The organism is Spirillospora sp. NBC_01491, assembly GCF_036227065.1.
In the GTDB taxonomy this organism is placed as follows: domain Bacteria; phylum Actinomycetota; class Actinomycetes; order Streptosporangiales; family Streptosporangiaceae; genus Spirillospora; species Spirillospora xylanilytica.
The window spans coordinates 7,945,421-7,962,623 of record NZ_CP109432.1 but is presented as its reverse complement, the minus strand read 5'-3'; the positions used below and the strand labels follow the sequence as shown (position 1 = coordinate 7,962,623).

The window sequence follows — 17,203 nt, the reverse complement described above, 5'->3', positions numbered from 1 at the left end:
GGTTCTCCTCTGGGGGGGCGGGGGGGGATCACCCGGGATCGGACACCTCGACGACGACGTTGGTGGACTTCACGACCGCCTCGGCGACCACGCCGACCTCCAGCCCGAGCTCGTCGGCGGCCTCCCGGCTCATCAGCGACACCACCCGGAACGGGCCGGCCTGGATCTCCACCTGGGCCATCACCCCGTCGCGGACCACGTCGGTCACGATGCCGCGCATCCGGTTGCGCGCGGAGGAGAACCGTTCGGCCTGGTCGGACGCGGCGCCGGCGCGCGCCTGAGCGCGGACGAAGGCGGCGAGGTCGGCCCCGGGGACGCGGCGGTGCCCGTGCCCGTCGCGGGCGGCGGTGAGCCGTCCGCCGTCCACCCAGCGGCGAACGGTGTCGGCGCTGACCCCGAGCAGGGCCGCGGCCTCACTGATCCTGAACGTCGTCACGGAGCAGAAGCATAGACCTTCGCAGATTCGAGGCACACACCGCCATCCGTCCCAGATTTGCTAGGCATAACGGCCCGACACCCTGGCGAACACGGCAACAGAATCAGGTTCGGTTCAGCCCTTCCGGTCCCGCCGGACCGATGCCACCATCGTGGGAGGACGACCGGAAGGCGGAACCGTGACCCGAGCACAGCCGACGACGACCCTGGTGATCGACCGGCGCGGAACCGCGAGCCTGCGCTCGCGCGCCGTCTCGGCGGGCGTCCGCCGGCTCGTCCGGCCGCGGCTGACCAAGGTCGCCGGACTGCCGATCGACGAGCGGGCGCTGCGTCGCGCCGCCGCCCTCGACAGGCTGGCCGCGCGGGCCCGCCCGGCCCGCGGCACCCACTGCGAGAAGGTGCGCTTCGACGGCTTCGGCGCCGAATGGGTGCACGGCCCGGGGGTGCCGCCCGGACGCGGCAAGGTCATCCTCTACCTGCACGGCGGGGGCTGGATCTGCTGCGGCCTGAACACCCACCGCCGGATGGTCTCGCGGTTCAGCGCCGCCGCGGGCGTGCCGGCCCTCTCGGTCGACTACCGGATGATCCCCGCCGTCCCGTTCGAGAAGGAGGTCGACGACTGCGTCACCGCCTACCGCTGGCTGCTGGAGGAGCGGGGGATCCCGGCCGGGAACATCGTGGTGATGGGCGACTCGGCGGGCGGCCACCTCACCTTCGCGACCGCGCTGCGCGCCCGGGACGAAGGGCTCCCGCTGCCAGCCGCGCTGGTCGCCCTGTCCCCCATGCTCGACATGGACCTCACCGCCAAGCTCGCGCACGCCAACATGGCACTGGACCCGTCCGCGCCGGGCCCGCTGCTGGAACGCCTCGTCGAGGGCTTCCTCGGCCATCTCGACCTCGCCGACCCGGCGATCTCACCGGTCCGCGCCGACCTGGGCGGCCTGCCCCCGGTGCTGCTCACCGCCGGCTCGACCGAGCTGCTCTACTGCGACTCCGAGCTGATGGCGCGGCGGCTGGCCGAGGCCGGCGTGCCCACCACCCTCCAGGTCTGGGACCGCCAGATCCACGTCTTCCAGATGTTCGGCCCCCTGCTGCCGGAGTCCCGCGCGGCCATCGACGAACTGGGCGCGTTCGTCCGCGGCGCCTACCCGCCCGCCTCCGGCCAGGCCGCCGTGGACGACTGACCCCAGGCGAATTCATTACTCATGCCCCATTCCTCCTGATGTGTGCTTGGAGCGATCCGCTCCGGGTAAAGGGGACTCCAAAACGGCGACACGTTCGCCGGGCGGGAGGACCGATCATGACTGGGAGCAGGCGAGTACCGCGTACCCGGGGCGCCGTCAGCGGGACCCTGCTGGTGCTGCTCGGGCTGTGGGGCGGGCTGCTGCCCTTCGCCGGGCCCTACTTCGGCTTCGGCTTCGCCCCCGACCGGACCTGGGTCTACGACACCGACCGCCTCCAGCTCAGCGTGGCCCCCGCGGTCGCGGCCGGGCTGGGCGGGCTGATCGTGCTGTTCGCCGCCGGCCGCGCGCTCGCGATGCTCGGCGCGTGGGCGGCAGTGCTCGGCGGCGTCTGGTTCGTGGTCGGCGGCCCCGTGGCCACCCTCTGGGACGTGCCCGGTGTCGGCGGCCCGCTCGGCACCGGAGAGGAACGGCATCTGGCCGAGCAGCTCTCCGGCTTCGCCGGGCTCGGCGTCGCCGTGGTGTTCTTCGGCGCGCTCGCGCTCGGGCGCTTCAGCGTCGCCGGCGCACCGGAGCCGGAGGGGTACCACACGGGCCCGTGGGAGGAACGCCCGCCCGGAGGCGCCGCGCGCCCGTCCGGTACCACCCAGCCGATCGCCCCGGTGCACGGACGGTACGGGCGCACCTCACAGCAGGACCCGCAGCCGGGCGGTCCCTTCGGGACGCCGCCCGGCACGAGCGGGCCGCCCGACCAGCGTGTGGCGGGCGAGCGCGGCGGCCAGCACCGGTGACCGCGCAACTCCATTGCGGCCTCTGACGGCCTCTGACGGCCACGGCGGCCCCGACGGCTCGGCCGGGGGCGTCCAAGCGGCTCGCCCGCGGCGGCCTATCGGTTCCGGCCGCGCATGTTCCGGACGCTCTTGGTGGTCTCGTAGCTGCCCTTCTCGTCGTCCAGGCGGACGTCGTCGCGGTCGGTGAACATCGCGACGAAGCCGATCAGCAGGCCGACGCCGCCGATCCACGGCTCGCGCCAGACGAAGCTGAGGGCCAGGCAGGCCACCGCAGCGGAGATGAACAGCAAGAGCTTCACGTCGCACCCCTCGACCCGGACCGTCCGTGCACTCGTTGCTCGGGCAACAAGCAAGCGATAGCTTATAACCATCGCCGTGGACAGCATCCTGACATGCGGCGGCCCGCCCGGGAAAGACTCCCGGACGGGCCGTCCACCGCGACGCCGCGGCTACTTGCGCTTGCCGCGCTTCTCGCGGATCTTCATCGTGATGTCCAGCGGAGTGCCCTCGAAGCCGAAGTCCTCGCGGAGCCGCCGCTCGATGAACCGCCGGTAGCCCTCCTCCAGGAACCCGGAGGTGAACAGCACGAACCGCGGCGGACGTACCCCCGCCTGGGTGGCGAACAGCACCCGCGGCTGCTTCCCGCCGCGCACCGGGTGCGGATGCGAGTTGACCAGGTCGGCGAAGAACTGGTTGAGCTTGGCGGTCGGCACCCGGTGGCCCCAGCCGTCCAGGGCCGTCTCCAGGCCCGGCACCAGCTTCTCCATGTGCCGCCCGGTCTTGGCCGAGATGTTGACCCGCGGCGCCCACCGCGCGTTGTGGAGCTGCCGGTCGATCTCGCGGTCGAGGTAGTGCCGGCGCTCCTCGTCGAGCAGGTCCCACTTGTTGTAGGCCATCACCAGCGCCCGGCCCGAGTCGATCACCATCGAGATGATCCGCAGGTCCTGCTCGGCCAGCGGCTCGTCGGCGTCGACCAGCACCACCGCGACCTCGGCGCGCTCCAGCGCCGACTGGGTGCGCAGCGTCGCGTAGAAGTCGGCGCCCTGGTTCTCGCGGTGCCGCCGCCGGATCCCGGCGGTGTCGATGAACCGCCAGACCTTGCCGCCGAGCTCGATCTCCTCGTCGACCGGGTCGCGGGTGGTGCCCGCGACCGAGTCGACCACCGCGCGGTTCTCCCCCGCGAGCTTGTTGAGCAGGCTCGACTTGCCGACGTTGGGCCGGCCGAGCAGCGCCACCCGGCGAGGACCGCCCACCTCGCCGAACGTCTCGGGCGGCGCCTCCACCGGCAGCGCCTCCAGCACCGCGTCGAGCAGGTCGCCGCTGCCGCGGCCGTGCAGCGCGCTGACCGGGTGCGGCTCGCCGATGCCGAGCGACCACAGCCCGGCCGCGTCGGCCTCGGTGCCGGCGTCGTCGACCTTGTTGGCCACCAGCACCACCGGCTTGCCCGAGCGCCGCAGGATCTCCACCACGGCCTCGTCGACATCGGTGGCGCCCACGGTCGCGTCGACCACGAACATCACCACCTCCGCCAGGTCGACCGCCAGCCGCGCCTGCTCGGCGATGGCCGCGGCCAGCCCGGTGGCCTCGGGCAGCCAGCCGCCGGTGTCGACCACCGTGAACCGCCGCCCGCTCCAGTCGGCGTCGTAGGCGACCCGGTCCCGGGTCACCCCCGGCACGTCCTCCACGACCGCCTCACGGCGGCCGAGGATCCGGTTGACCAGCGTCGACTTGCCCACGTTGGGCCGTCCCACCACCGCCACCACCGGCGCCGGCGGCAGGTCCCGCTCCAGGCCGTCCGCGTCGTCGAACGCGCCGGCCGCCATCTCGATCTCGTTTTCGCTCACGTGTTCCCCGCGTGCTTCCGGGGCGCTTTCAGGCGCCGTCTTCCCTCGTCGCTCGTCGCTCGCTCGTCAGTCCAGACGACGCCGCGCCCCTCCAGCCCGCTCGAGCCCGGCACGCCCCGGCTCGGGGACGGCCCGCATGCTCACGTCCGCTCTTTCGCGAGGCGGACGACCGCCTCGACGACCTCGCCGAGCCCGAGCTCGGTCGAGTCGATCTCGTGCGCGTCCGCGGCCTTGGCCAGCGGCGACGCCGTCCGGGTCGAGTCGAGCCGGTCGCGGCGCGCCTGCTCGGTGCGGGTCACGGTGACCGTGACGCCCGGGTCGGCGGCCAGGTCCTTGGCCCGCCGCTGGGCGCGCGTCTCCTCGCTGGCGGTCAGGTAGACCTTGACCGGGGCGCCGGGCACGACGACGGTGCCGATGTCGCGGCCCTCGACCACGATGCCGCCGGCACCGATGATCTCGCGCTGGAGCTCGACCAGCCGGGCCCGGACCGCCGGGACGGAGCTGACCGCGCTGACCGCGTTGGTGACCTCGCGGGTGCGGATCGGCTCGGCCACGTCGGTGCCGTCGACCGTGATCGTGGGGCCGTCGGGGTCGGTGCCGGAGGCGATGACCGGCTCGGCGGCGCGGGCGGCGACCGCCTCGGCGTCCTCGACCGCGACGTCCTGCCGCAGCATCCACCAGGTCATGGCCCGGTACATGGCGCCGGTGTCGAGGTACCGCAGTCCGAGCGCGCGGGCCACGCCCTTGGACGCGCTGGACTTGCCCGACCCGGAGGGGCCGTCCATGGCGATGACGAGCGTCACGATCGCTTTTCCCTTCGCATGTTCGAATGCCCGCGAACCGGCCGGCGGGCGCGCGGGCCCGCGGCCCCGGACGCGCCGGTGACCGCGTGTCCCCCGATACGAGCCCCAACGTGCCAGGTTACCGGCCCCCGGCCACCGCCACGGCCGAACGACCCCAAGATCACCGGTACCGGACGGGGCCGGGCCGGGCCCGGCTCAGCCGGGGACCGACCAGCCGCGGGCGCGCAGCTCGCCGGCGAGCCGCTCGGCCGCCGCGGGCTCGACCGCCAGCTCCAGCACGCCGAGCGGGCGGCCGGGCGAGTGCTCGATCGTCACGTCCTCGATGTTGACCCCGGCGATGCCCGCCGCCTGGAAGATCATCGCCAGCTCGCCGGGACGGTCCGGGATGACCACCGGGACCACCGCGTAGGGCGACGGGTCGCCGCCGTGCTTGCCGGGGATCCGCGAGTGCCCGGCGTTGCCGCGCAGCAGCAGGTCGGCGACGTGGGTCGCGGCCTCCTCGCTGCCGTCGCGCAGCAGCGACGCCGCGACCGCGAGGTCGGTGGCGACGGCCTCCAGCACGTCGGCGACCGGCTCGGAGTTGGCCGACAGGATGCCGATCCACAGCCGGGGGTCGCTGGCGGCGATCCGGGTGACGTCCCGGACGCCCTGCCCGGCCAGGCCGAGCGCGACGTCGCCGGCACCGGTCAGCCGGGCCGCGACGGCGGCCGAGACCACGTGCGGGCCGTGCGAGACGAGCGCGACGGCCCGGTCGTGCTCGCCGGCCTCGACCACGGCGGGCTCGGCCCCGCAGGCCCGCGCGAGCGCGGTGACCGTGGTGACCGCGGCGTCCGACGTCTCGGCGGCCGGGCACAGCGCCCAGGGCCGGCCGAGGAACAGATCGGGACGGGCCGCGGCGGGCCCCGACCGCTCGCTGCCGGCGAGGGGGTGGCCCGCGACGAACGTGGCGAGGTCGCAGCCGAGACCGGCCGCCTGCTCGAGCGGCAACGCCTTGACGCTGGCGACGTCGGTGTAGACGGCGGCGAGACGGCGCTTCTGCGCGTCCAGCAGGGTGACGGCGACGGCGGCGGGAGGGACGGCCAGCACAGCCAGGTCGGCGGGAGTCCCCGGGCCGCCGTCCGGCAGCGCCTCACCCGCGCCGAGCTCGACCGCCAGCCGCAGCGCGGCCTCATCGCGGTCGCTCAGCAGCACCTCGGCGCCGCGCTCGCGCATGGCCAGCGCGATCGAGGTCCCGATCAGCCCGGTCCCGACGACGATGATCCGCCCTGGAATGCCCTGTTCAGCCACCCGGCAAGCCTAGGGCCTGTCTCAAAGTGCCGCAGCCGCCGCGCGGGTCCCGCTACTGGGCGATGTCGATACGCAGCGCGGTCGCGCCGCGCAGGTAGACGTGCTGGACGTCCGCGCGCGGCAGGTCGGTCTCGATGTGGGCCATCAGCCGGATCACCCGGGGCAGCGCGTGCGGCACGGCGATCTCGCTCGCGCACAGCAGCGGCACCTCGCTGAAGCCGAGCTTGCGGGCGGCCAGCGCCGGGAACTCCGCCGTCAGATCGGGGGTGGCGGTGAACAGCACGCTGATCACGTCGTCGGTGGTCAGCCCGTTGCGGCCCATCACCTCGCTGACCAGCTCGGTCGTCGCCGCCAGGATCTGCTCCCGGTCGTCGGCCTCAGTCTGGGTCGCTCCCCGTACCGCACGTACCGCCACTGTCGTCCCTCCCACGCTCTCCGACCACACCGAAACGGCCCGCCGGTCAGGTCCCCCGGCGGGCCGGTGCCCTACAGGCCGTGCCCTACAAGCCGTGCCTCTACAGGTCGTGCCTCTACAGGCGGTGCCTCTACAGGCCGTGCCTCTACAGTCCCACCGCCTTGTACAGCGCGCCGATCTCCTTCACGTTCAGCGCACGCATGCCGCCCGGCTTCAGCGACGCGAGCTTGATCGGCCCGAACTGGATCCGGGCGAGCTGCTGCACCGGGAAGCCGACCTCCTTGAGCAGCCGCCGCACGATGTGCTTGCGGCCCTCGTGCAGGGTGATCTCCACCAGCACCCGGCGGCCGACCTGATCGAAGATCTTGAAGTCGTCGGCCTTGGCAGGGCCGTCCTCCAGCTCCACGCCCATCCGCAGCCGGCGGCTGAGGTCGCGCGGGATCGGGCCGTGCACCTCGGCCAGGTAGGTCTTGAACACGCCGTAGCTCGGGTGGGTGAGCCGGTGCGCGAGCTCACCGTCGTTGGTGAGCAGGATCAGGCCCTCGGTGTCGGTGTCGAGGCGGCCGACGTGGAACAGCCGCTCGGGCACGTCCACGAAGTCGGCGAGGGACTTGCGGCCCCGCTCGTCGGACATGGTGCTGACCACGCCGAGCGGCTTGTTGATCGCGTAGTAGCGCATCTCGGAGCGGGTCTCGACCCGCTGGCCGTCCACGTGGATCACGGCGGTCTGCGGATCGACCCGCTCGCCGAACCGGAAGATGGTGTTGCCGTTCACCGTGACCCGGCCCTCGCCGATCAGTTCCTCGCAGTGCCGGCGGCTGCCGATCCCGGCCTCGGCCAGGACCTTCTGGAGCCGTACGCCCTCTTTGTCGTTCACTTTTCCTCGATGATGTCGTCGGGCAGGTCGTCGGGCAGGTAGGGGGCGAGGTCGGGCAGCTCGTCCAGGTCGCGCAGCCCCAGCCGCTCCAGGAAGTACCCGGTGGTGCGGTAGAGGTGCGCCTGTGACTCGGGGTCCTGGCCGGCGTCCTCGATGAGGCCGCGCAGCGTCAGGGTACGCATCACCCCGTCGCTGTTGACCCCGCGGACCGCCGAGACCCTGGCCCGGCTCACCGGCTGGCGGTAGGCCACCACGGCGAGCGTCTCCAGCGCGGCCTGGGTCAGCCGCGCCTGCTGGCCGTCGGTGACGAACCGCTCCACCACCGGGGCGCAGACGTCCCGAGTGTAGAACCGCCAGCCACCGGCGACCTCCCTCAGATCGAACCCCCGGCCCTGCCCGGTGTATTCCTCGGCCAGCTCGCGCAGGGTGGCGGCCACCTCGCGGCGGGGCCGGTCGAGCAGTTGGGCGAGGGTGATCTCGGCCACCGGCTCGTCCACCACGAGCAGGATCGCCTCGATCGAGGCGCGCAGCCCGGGGCCCTCGTCCTGCGGGACGTCCGCCTCCGTCCGGACGGGCTCGTCCTCGCCGGGTCGTTCAGTCATCGTCCTCGTCTTCCTGCGGGTCGCGGCGCGGCTCGCGCTCGCCCGTGCCCTCGTAGTCGTCGCCGACCTCGATGTCGCCGTCGTCGGTTCCGGTCCAGGTGATGTGCAGCTCACCGAGGGGCTCGGGCTGCTCGAACACGACGGCCTGCTCGCGGTAGAGCTCCAGCAGCGCCAGGAACCGCGCGACGACCTCGTAGGTGCCCTCGGCGTCCGCGGCCAGCACCCGGAAGGTGGTCACCCGCAGCCGGCGCAGCCGCTCGATCACCAGGGCGGCCTGCTCCTTGACGCTGGCCTTCGGCTGGTACATGTGCTCGACCGACACCGACGGCGGCTCCCGCGGCGTGAACGCCTTGCCGGCCAGCCGGGCGAACTCCTCGGGGCCGAGGCCGAGCAGCACCTCGGGCAGCAGCCCGGCGAACCGCGGCTCCATCGGCACGATGCGGGGGAACCGGCGGCCCTGCTCGGCCATCCGCCCGGCGAGGTACTGCGCGACCTCCTTGTAGGCGCGGTACTGGAGCAGCCGCGCGAACAGCAGGTCGCGGGCCTCCAGCAGCGCCAGGTCGTCCTCGTCGTCGACCTCGCCGGACGGCAGCAGCCGCGCCGCCTTGAGGTCGAGCAGCGTCGCGGCCACCAGCAGGAAGTGGCTGGCCTGATCGAGGTCCCACTCCTTGCCGTAGGAGCGGATGTGCGCGATGAAGTCGTCGGTGACCTTGTGCAGCGACACCTCGGTGATGTCGAGCTTGTGCTTGGAGATCAGCCCCAGCAGCAGGTCGAACGGGCCCTCGAAGTTGTCGAGGTGGACCCGGAAGCCGCGGCCCTCCTCGGCGCCGGGCTCGCCGGTGCCGGGCTCGCCGCCGGACGGGGTCCCGGCCCCGGGCGGGGCCTGGTCCACGTCGCTCTCGCCGGCGGAGGACGTCCCCCGTCCCGCCTCATCGGGCACTGTGCTCACCGGCCACATGGTCCCACGTCCCGGGGCCGCTCGCACCGCGCGCGATCACATCGCGTGACGTCCCCGGCGGGGCGGGGCGGTCGCCGCGGCGGCGGGACGGGCCTCAGTCGCCCGTGCTCCAGCGGCCGAGAACCTCGCGGGCCAGACCGCGGTAGGCGTTGGCGCCCATCGAGTTGGGGTCGAAGTAGGTGATCGGCTCGCCCGCGACGGTCGCGTCCGGGAACCGCACGGTGCGGTTGATCACGGTGTGGAAGACCTTGTCGCCGAACGCCTCGACGATGCGGCCGAGGACCTCGCGGGTGTGCAGCGTGCGCGAGTCGTACATGGTGCCGAGGACGCCGTCGATGGTCAGCTCGGGGTTGATCCGCCCCTGCACCTTCTCGATGGTCTCCATCAGCAGCGCGACGCCGCGCATCGCGAAGTACTCGCACTCCAGCGGGATCAGCACGCCCTCGCTGGCGGCCAGCGCGTTGACGGTGAGCAGGCCGAGTGAGGGCTGGCAGTCGATCAGGATGTAGTCGAAGTGCGGGATGGCCGACTTGAGCGCGCCCGCCAGGATGTACTCGCGGCCCACCTCGTGGACGAGCTGGACCTCCGCGCCGGACAGGTCGATGTTGCTCGGCAGCAGCTCCATGCCCTCGACGCCGGTCTCGATGACCACGTCCTCCCACTCGGTGTCGCGCTCGAGGAGGAGGTTGTGAATGGTCATGTCGAGCTGGCGCGGGTCGCCCTTGCCGAGCCCGACCGACAGGGCGCCCTGCGGGTCGAAGTCGACCAGCAGCACCTTGCGGCCGTACTCGGCCAGCGCCGCGCCCAGGTTGATCGTCGTGGTGGTCTTGCCGACCCCGCCCTTCTGATTGCAGATCGACACGATCCGCGCCGGTCCGTGCTCGGCGAGCTGTTCGGGCTCGGGGAACACCGGCACGGGTCGCCGAGTCGGCCCGAGGGCCCGACTCGGATCGGTCTCTATGGTGGCAGAGGACAGAAGGACTCCCTCTGCAGCCTTAGTGCTGGTCACCAGATCCCTCCCCGGCGGCCCGAAAATGCCATCCAGTGGGGGGACTCTATGGCTTGACACCTTGCGTCTCAAGCCGACGCGCGCCGATGGTCGCGATTTGTCGGAGCCCCGGTCAACCCCGTGCCCGTGGATGCGAGGTCGCGTAAACCTCGCGCAGCAACTGGACCGTCACCAGAGTGTAGACCTGCGTGGTCGTCACCGACGCGTGCCCGAGCAGCTCCTGCACGACCCGCACGTCGGCGCCGCCGTCGAGCAGGTGGGTGGCGAACGAGTGCCGCAGCGTGTGCGGCGAGACGTCCGACAGCTTGGCCCGCTCGGCGGCGGCCCGCAGCACCATCCAGGCGCCCTGCCGGGACAGCCGCCCGCCGCGCGCGTTGAGGAACAGCGCGGGGCCGCCCCGCCCGGCCCGGCCGAGCTCGGGACGGGCCCGCACCAGGTACGCCTGGACGGCGTGCCGGGCGTAGTCGCCGATCGGCACCACCCGGGTCTTGCCGCCCTTGCCGGACACGCGGGCGAACCCGTCGCCCAGGTCGAGGTCGTCGACGTCGAGGCCGACCGCCTCGGAGATCCGGGCCCCCGACCCGTACAGCAGCTCCAGCAGCGCGCGGTCGCGCAGGCCGCGCGCGGTGTCGGAGCCTGCGCCGGCCTCGCCCGCCGGGCCGGCCGCGGCGGCCAGGAGCCGTTCGACCTCGTCGAGCGAGATGGCCTTCGGGAGCCGCCGCGGCGGGGTGGGGGGCTTGACCTCGCGGGCCGGGTCGGCGGGGGCCATCCCCTCGCGCAGCGCGAAGCGGTGCAGCCCCCGGACGGCGACCAGCGCCCGCGCCGCCGAGCCCGCCGACAGCGGCGGGTGGTCGGCGTCGCCCTCCCGCAGGCCCATCAGGAACGCCCGCACGTCGTCCTCGGTGATCTCGCCGATCGCGGCGCGGCCCCGCCCGTCCAGGATCTCGACGTAGCGGCGCAGGTCGCGGCGGTAGGACGTGAGGGTGTTGGCGGCCAGGCCGCGCTCGACGGCGAGGTGCCCGAGGTAGGTGCGCACGGCGGAGTCGAGCGCGGGCCCCGGGCCGGTGTCGCGGGCGGGGGGCGGTGCGGCGCTCCGGCGGGTCGGGCGCGGGGTCAGTGCGGCACCTCTTCCGGACGGGCGGCGGAGTGGGACGTGCCCATCATGCCCGTTCCGGAGCCGGCGGGAGTGGCCATCGGCGACCCGGCCCCGTACCCGCTCCGCACCCGCCCCGCCGCGGACACCGGAACGCCCCCTGCGGTCGGCAGGGGGCGTGCTCGGGTAGGGCGCTCCGGGCGCCCGGTCACCCCTCCGGCGCGTCCACGGGCCGCAGGTCGCGAAAGCCCCGGGCGCGGGCGGCGTGCGCGGCCAGGATCCCGGTGACGGCGATCATGTTGTGGATCTCGCCGGCCAGGACCTTGCCGACCGCCTCGTCGAGCGGGACCCACACGACCGGCATGTCGGCCTCCTCGTGGACCCGCTCGAAGTCGATCTCGGCCGCGGGCACCTCGGTCAGGTCCCGGGCCAGGAAGATCCGGACGCGCTCGTCGGACATGCCCGACGACGGGAACACGTCGGCGAGGGTGTCCCACCGTCCGGCCCGGTAGCCCGCCTCCTCCAGCAGCTCGCGTTCGGCGAGCCGCTGGAGCGGCTCGCCCGCGACGTCGCGCAGCCCGGCGGGCGCCTCCCACAGCAGCCGGCCGACGGGGTGCCGGTACTGGCGCAGCAGCAGGACGCGGTCGTCGCCGTCGAGCGCGAGGACGCCGACCGACCCGAGATGCTCGATCACATCGCGGCCGACGACCTCGGTGCCGGCGCCGCGCGGCATCCGCACCCGGTCGCGCCGGACGTTGAACACGTGCCCCTCGAACACGGTGCTCCCGGCCACGACCTCCCACCGCTCGGGCCGGTCGCGGACGTCGCCGGGGCCGAGCGGCCGGCCCCCGTCCGGGTCGCGCCCGGGGTCGCTCACGGGGCGGTCACCGGGCCGGTGCCGCCGGCGGTCCGGCTCGCGGTGCCCCGGTGCGTCTCGGCGTACTCGATCGCGGCGGCGGCCAGCCCGGTGAACAGCGGGTGCGGACGGGTCGGGCGGGACAGGAACTCGGGGTGCGCCTGCGTGCCCACGAAGAACGGGTGGACCTCGGCCGGCAGCTCGACGTACTCCACCAGCCGGCCGTCGGGCGACAGCCCGCTGAACCGCAGGCCCGCCTTCTCCAGCTGCTCGCGGTAGGAGTTGTTGACCTCGTAGCGGTGCCGGTGCCGCTCGGACACCTTGGGCTCGCCGTACAGCCCGCGGACCACCGAGCCCTCGGCGAGGTCGGCCGGGTAGAGGCCGAGCCGCATGGTGCCGCCCATGTCGCGCTCGCCGGCGACCACGTCGACCTGGTCGGCCATGGTGGCGACCACGGGGTGCCCGGTGGTGGCGTCGAACTCGCTGCTGCCCGCGTCGGCGAGGCCGCCGAGGGACCGGGCCGCCTCGATGACCATGCACTGGAGGCCGAGGCAGATGCCGAGCAGCGGGATCAGGTTCTCGCGGGCGTACCGGATCGCGCCGAGCTTGCCCTCGATGCCGCGGACCCCGAACCCGCCGGGGATGAGCACCCCGTCGACGCCGTCGAGCTCGCGCCGGGCGCCCTCCTCGGTCGCGCAGCGGTCGCTGGCGACCCAGCGGATGTTGACCTTGGCGTCGTTGCCGAACCCGCCGTGCCGCAGCGCCTCGGTGACCGACAGGTAGGCGTCGGGCAGGTCGATGTACTTGCCGACCAGCGCGATGGTGACCTCGCGGGCGGGCCGGTGCACGTGCCGCAGCAGCTCGTCCCACGCGCCCCAGTCGACGTCGCGGAACGGCAGGCCGAGGCGGCGCACCACGTAGGCGTCCAGGCCCTCGGCGTGCAGCACCTTCGGGATGTCGTAGATGCTGGCGGCGTCGACGGCCGAGACCACGGCCTCGCGGTCGACGTCGCACATCAGGCTGATCTTGTGCTTGAGCCCGTCGGTGATCGGCCGGTCCGAGCGGCACACGATCGCGTCGGGCTGGATGCCGATGGACCGCAGCGCGGCCACCGAGTGCTGCGTCGGCTTGGTCTTCAGCTCGCCGGACGGGCCGATGTAGGGCAGCAGCGACACGTGCAGGAAGAAGCAGTTGTCGCGGCCGATCTCGTGCCGGATCTGCCGGACCGCCTCCAGGAACGGCAGCGACTCGATGTCGCCGACCGTGCCGCCGACCTCGGTGATGACGATGTCGACCTCGGCGTCGGCGTCGCCGTCCTGGGCCGGGGCCCCACCGGCTCCGCTCGGGTAGGGCGCGGCCATGCCGCGGATCCGGTCCTTGATCTCGTTGGTGATGTGCGGGATGACCTGGACGGTGTCGCCGAGGTACTCGCCGCGCCGTTCCTTGGCGATCACGCCGGAGTAGATCTGGCCGGTGGTGACGTTGGCCGAGCCGTGCAGCCGGGTGTCGAGGAACCGCTCGTAGTGCCCGATGTCGAGGTCGGTCTCGGCCCCGTCGTCGGTGACGAAGACCTCGCCGTGCTGGAACGGGTTCATCGTGCCGGGGTCGACGTTGAGATAGGGGTCGAGCTTCTGCATCGTGACCCGCAGCCCGCGCAGGGTGAGCAGCCGGCCCAGGCTGGACGCCGTCAGTCCCTTGCCGAGGCTGGAGGCGACACCGCCGGTGACGAAGAGATGCTTGGTAGGACGTGATCTACCAGTGGCTGCCGAAGGCAAGTAGGACTCCCGTGGTCGTTGCGAGGCGGACGTTAACCGCACTGTCCACGGGCCACCAGGATAACAGCCGCGTGGTGATGCCCCGTCCGGGTCGTGCGCCTCCCGGGGGCGCCGATCCGCCCGGTCGGACTCCGGGCGGTCCGCCGCGCCGCCGAACCGGCCGCCACCGCGCGCGGCACGCCGTCGATCCGGATACCGTCCGGGCCGCCCCGCGGGCCCCCGCCCGGGCCGGTGCGGCCGGGCGGAGGGCCCGCGGGGCGCCGGTCAGAGCCTGGGGGCCGTCGCGGTGGGCATGATGGTGCGGAGCTGCCGGGTGAGCTCGTCGATGAGCGAGCGCGCCTGGTCGGCGGCGGTACGGGCGGCGTCGCGCTCCTGCGACAGCTCGGCGATCGCGGCGCGCTGCTCGGTGACCGCCTGCGCGAGCTGGTCGACCCACTGGTCGCGCTCGGAGAGCTTCTCGGCGACCGCGTCGCGCTCGGCGGCCATCTGCCGCACCCCGGCGGCGGCCTTGTCGCGCTCGCGGCCGGCCTGGTCGGCGCGGCCCCGGGCCAGGGTCAGCTCGGACTCGGCCCGCGCCTGCGCCTGGACGGCGACCTCGCGGCCCCGCTCGGCCGCCTCGCGGGCCCGGTCGGCCGCCTCGCGGCCCTGCGCGCTGCCGTCGCGCTCGCGCTCGGCCTTCTTGGCGGCCTCCAGCGACTGCGCGGCGGTGTCGAGCGCCTGCTGGCGCTCGTTCTCGGCCTCCTTGGCTCGGCGCTCGGCGTCCTGGCCCCGGCGGTCGGAGTCCTGCGCCCGCCGTTCGGCCTCCTGGGCGCGCCGCTCCAGCTCCTGCGCGCGGCGCTCGGCGGCGTCGGCGCGGCGGCGGGTGTCGTCGGACTCCTTGCCCGCGGCGGCCACGGCGTGCTGGAGGTTCTGCGCGGTCATCTCGGCGTCGGTGACCTTGGCGCGCAGCCCGGCCAGCTCGCCGTGCGCGGTCTCCAGCGCGCGGGACAGCTCGCCGGCCTGCTCGGCCATCCGGTCGCGCTCGCCCTCGACGTTCCGGCGGGCGCCGACGGCGTCCTCGACGGCGCGCAGCGCGTCGTCGCGGGCCTCGCTCATCGCGTCGCGCTGGGTGATGGCCTGCCGGACGGTCGCCTCGGCCTCGGAGATGCGGCGCTCGACCTGCTCGACCTGCGCCTGCGCCTGCTCCATCTGCGCGCGGGCCTGGTCGGCCTGGCCGCGGGCCTGGTCGGCCTGCACCCGGGCCTGCTCGGCCTGCCCGCGGGCCTGGTCGGCCTGGACGCGTCCCTGCTGGGCCTGGTTCCACGCGGCGGCGGCGTCGCGCTGCGCGGTCTCCTTCTCGGCCTGCACGGCGGCGATCTGCTGGACGGCGTCGTTCTGCACCTCGGCGGTGCGGCGCTCGGCCTCGGCGACCTGGCGCTCGGCCTCGACGGCGCGGCGGTCGGCCTGCTCGGCCTGGCCGCGGGCGCGCTGCACCTCGCCCCACGCCCCGGCGGCGTCGCGCTGGGCCGACTCCTTCTCGGCCTGGAGGGCCGAGTACTGCGCGGCGGCCTCGTTCTGCGCCTCGCCGATGCGGCGCTCGGCCTCGACCGCGCGGCGGTCGGCCTGCTCGGCCTGGCCACGGGCGCGCTGCACCTCGCCCCACGCGGCGGCGGCGTCGCGCTGAGCGGCCTCCTTCTCCGCGTGGACCGTGGCGACCTGGGACGCGGCGTCGGTCTGCGCCTCGCTGACCTTGCGCTCGCCGGCGGCGAGCGCGTCGCCGATCAGGTCGGCCATCTGGCGCAGCCGCTCGACGATGTCCCAGGGCTGGGCCTCGGGCTGGTCGCCCTCGGGACGGGTGGCCTCACCCGGCCCCTTGGCCATCTGGATCGGCTGCTGCGCGGCAGAAACGGGCACGTCGGGCTTGGGGCCGGCGTCCCGGCCCATCGGGGGCCAGGGCGAACCGGCGTCCTGGACGCCGCGCGAACCACCCGATCCGTTCAGTTCGCTCACTTGTCTCCTCGCCTGGCGGCCCGAAGCCGCGTTCGCGGGGCTGGCACGGTCATCGTGTTCGCTTCACTCCTCGCCTCGCGGCTCGTCGCTTCGCTCACGAAGGCACTCTAGTGCCGACGCGTAGAGCGTTTGCCCAGTTTGGGGTTTAGTTTCGCGACCCTCATCTCGTGTTCGCGCACTTGGGAGCCAGGTTCACCCCCGCTGCGGAGCGCCCGGCCGCGATGATCGTCACAGCCTCCCCGGGACGCCCCGGGTGAAACAATCACAGCTCATGGAGCTTCGCACCCTGTATCCGCCGATCGAGCCGCACGAATCCGGGCTGCTCGACGTCGGCGACGGCAATCAGATCCACTGGGAGGTCTGCGGGAACCCCGACGGGAAGCCCGCCGTGTTCCTGCACGGAGGGCCCGGTGGCGGCAGCAGTCCCGAACATCGCAGGCAGTTCGATCCGGAGGCCTACCGGATCGTACTGTTCGACCAGCGCAACTGCGGGCGGAGTATTCCGCACGCGAAGGACCCGGGCGTGTCGCTGGAGGACAACACCACCTGGCACCTGGTCGCCGACATGGAGCGGCTGCGCGAGCATCTCGGCATCGAGCGATGGCTGGTGTACGGGGGCTCGTGGGGCAGCACGCTGTCGCTGGCGTACGCGCAGGCGCATCCGGACCGGGTGAGCGAGCTGGTGCTGCGCGGCATCTTCATGCTGCGGCCGTTCGAGCTGTACTGGTTCTACCAGGAGGGCGCCTCGCTGGTCTTCCCCGACCTGTGGGAGCGGTACGTGGAGCCGATCCCCGAGGACGAGCGCGAGAACCTCATCGAGGCGTTCCACGAGCGGCTGAACTCCCCCGACCGCGAGGTCCGGGTCGCGGCGGCCCGTGCCTGGTCGACCTGGGAGGGGTCGACGATCACGCTGCGGCCGAATGCCGAGCTGGCGGACGGGTTCGGCGAGCCCGACTACGCGGTGGCGTTCGCCCGGATCGAGAACCACTACTTCGTCCACGGCGGGTTCTTCGAGGAGGACCAGCTCCTGCGGGACGTGGACGCGATCCGGCACATCCCCGCGGTCATCGTGCAGGGCCGCTACGACATGTGCACTCCGGCCGCCACGGCCTGGGACCTGCACCGGGCCTGGCCCGAGGCGGAGTTCCACATCGTCGACGACGCGGGGCACGCCTTCGACGAGCCGGGGACGCTGCACCACCTGATCGAGGCCACCGACCGGTTCGCCGGCCGCCGGCGGTCCTGAGACGTCCTCCGCCCCCGGGGCCCGGCGCCGCCGGGTCCTGGG

Annotated in this window: 17 protein-coding genes; 3 read left to right on the top strand and 14 right to left on the bottom strand. The window is 73.7% G+C overall.

Features of this window, described 5'->3' with window-relative positions:
* Positions 1–28 precede the first annotated feature (28 nt).
* Entirely contained in the window at positions 29–436 is a 408-nt protein-coding gene (locus OHA34_RS36975) for a TOBE domain-containing protein (protein ID WP_285936649.1), read from the bottom strand.
* Between the two features lie 178 nt (positions 437–614).
* Here OHA34_RS36975 and OHA34_RS36970 point away from each other — a divergent pair, with 178 nt between their 5' ends.
* A complete protein-coding gene (locus OHA34_RS36970; protein ID WP_285936650.1) occupies positions 615–1,619 on the top strand; it encodes an alpha/beta hydrolase in 1,005 nt (334 codons plus the stop codon).
* A 116-nt stretch (positions 1,620–1,735) separates the two neighbouring features.
* Positions 1,736–2,407, top strand: a complete 672-nt coding sequence (locus OHA34_RS36965) for a hypothetical protein (RefSeq protein WP_329520189.1) — start codon at positions 1,736–1,738, stop codon at positions 2,405–2,407.
* Positions 2,408–2,502: 95 nt separating this feature from the next.
* Here OHA34_RS36965 and OHA34_RS36960 read toward each other — a convergent pair whose 3' ends face one another.
* The 13 genes from OHA34_RS36960 to OHA34_RS36900 form a co-directional block, all read right to left on the bottom strand.
* Positions 2,503–2,706 (bottom strand): hypothetical protein, encoded by a 204-nt coding sequence (locus tag OHA34_RS36960; RefSeq protein ID WP_285936652.1) that lies wholly within the window; start codon positions 2,704–2,706, stop codon positions 2,503–2,505.
* 150 nt (positions 2,707–2,856) lie between these two features.
* Positions 2,857–4,230, bottom strand: coding sequence for a ribosome biogenesis GTPase Der (gene der / locus OHA34_RS36955; RefSeq protein ID WP_432763025.1), 1,374 nt, complete (start codon positions 4,228–4,230; stop codon positions 2,857–2,859).
* A gap of 161 nt (positions 4,231–4,391) precedes the next feature.
* Positions 4,392–5,054: a (d)CMP kinase gene (gene cmk, locus OHA34_RS36950; protein WP_285936654.1), complete on the bottom strand. Its 663-nt coding sequence runs from the start codon at positions 5,052–5,054 to the stop codon at positions 4,392–4,394.
* Positions 5,055–5,249: 195 nt separating this feature from the next.
* On the bottom strand, positions 5,250–6,341 hold the full coding sequence (locus OHA34_RS36945) for a prephenate dehydrogenase (RefSeq protein ID WP_329520188.1): 1,092 nt from the start codon (positions 6,339–6,341) through the stop codon (positions 5,250–5,252).
* A gap of 52 nt (positions 6,342–6,393) precedes the next feature.
* Positions 6,394–6,756 (bottom strand): chorismate mutase, encoded by a 363-nt coding sequence (gene aroH / locus OHA34_RS36940; protein WP_329520187.1) that lies wholly within the window; start codon positions 6,754–6,756, stop codon positions 6,394–6,396.
* 145 nt (positions 6,757–6,901) lie between these two features.
* Positions 6,902–7,633, bottom strand: coding sequence for a pseudouridine synthase (locus tag OHA34_RS36935; protein WP_285936657.1), 732 nt, complete (start codon positions 7,631–7,633; stop codon positions 6,902–6,904).
* Positions 7,630–8,235, bottom strand: coding sequence for an SMC-Scp complex subunit ScpB (gene scpB, locus OHA34_RS36930; protein ID WP_285936658.1), 606 nt, complete (start codon positions 8,233–8,235; stop codon positions 7,630–7,632). The genes OHA34_RS36935 and scpB overlap by 4 nt, the downstream gene beginning before the upstream one ends.
* Entirely contained in the window at positions 8,228–9,184 is a 957-nt protein-coding gene (locus OHA34_RS36925) for a segregation and condensation protein A (protein WP_329520186.1), read from the bottom strand. The genes scpB and OHA34_RS36925 overlap by 8 nt, the downstream gene beginning before the upstream one ends.
* A 103-nt stretch (positions 9,185–9,287) precedes the next feature.
* Positions 9,288–10,154, bottom strand: a complete 867-nt coding sequence (locus OHA34_RS36920) for a ParA family protein (RefSeq protein WP_329522485.1) — start codon at positions 10,152–10,154, stop codon at positions 9,288–9,290.
* Positions 10,155–10,314: 160 nt separating this feature from the next.
* On the bottom strand, positions 10,315–11,238 hold the full coding sequence (gene xerD, locus OHA34_RS36915; RefSeq protein ID WP_285936660.1) for a site-specific tyrosine recombinase XerD: 924 nt from the start codon (positions 11,236–11,238) through the stop codon (positions 10,315–10,317).
* Between the two features lie 265 nt (positions 11,239–11,503).
* A complete protein-coding gene (locus tag OHA34_RS36910) occupies positions 11,504–12,172 on the bottom strand; it encodes an NUDIX hydrolase (protein ID WP_329520185.1) in 669 nt (222 codons plus the stop codon).
* Positions 12,169–13,926, bottom strand: coding sequence for a CTP synthase (locus OHA34_RS36905; RefSeq protein WP_285936662.1), 1,758 nt, complete (start codon positions 13,924–13,926; stop codon positions 12,169–12,171). Before OHA34_RS36905 ends, OHA34_RS36910 begins: the two co-directional genes overlap by 4 nt.
* A gap of 264 nt (positions 13,927–14,190) precedes the next feature.
* Positions 14,191–15,915 carry a hypothetical protein gene (locus OHA34_RS36900; protein ID WP_285936663.1) on the bottom strand — a complete coding sequence of 575 codons (1,725 nt, stop codon included), beginning with the start codon at positions 15,913–15,915 and terminating at the stop codon, positions 14,191–14,193.
* 271 nt (positions 15,916–16,186) lie between these two features.
* On the opposite strand from OHA34_RS36900, the gene pip reads away from it, so the two are divergent.
* Complete coding sequence (gene pip, locus OHA34_RS36895; protein ID WP_329520184.1) at positions 16,187–17,161, top strand: prolyl aminopeptidase; 975 nt, start codon at positions 16,187–16,189, stop codon at positions 17,159–17,161.
* Positions 17,162–17,203: the final 42 nt, after the last annotated feature.

Excerpts from the sequence above, each read along its gene's own strand:
- pip (WP_329520184.1), top strand. The coding sequence starts at position 16,187 with ATGGAGCTTCGCACCCTGTATCCGCCGATCGAGCCGCACGAATCCGGG.
- OHA34_RS36965 (WP_329520189.1), top strand. The coding sequence starts at position 1,736 with ATGACTGGGAGCAGGCGAGTACCGCGTACCCGGGGCGCCGTCAGCGGG.
- scpB (WP_285936658.1), bottom strand. The coding sequence starts at position 8,235 with ATGACTGAACGACCCGGCGAGGACGAGCCCGTCCGGACGGAGGCGGAC.
- der (WP_432763025.1), bottom strand. The coding sequence starts at position 4,230 with ATGGCGGCCGGCGCGTTCGACGACGCGGACGGCCTGGAGCGGGACCTG.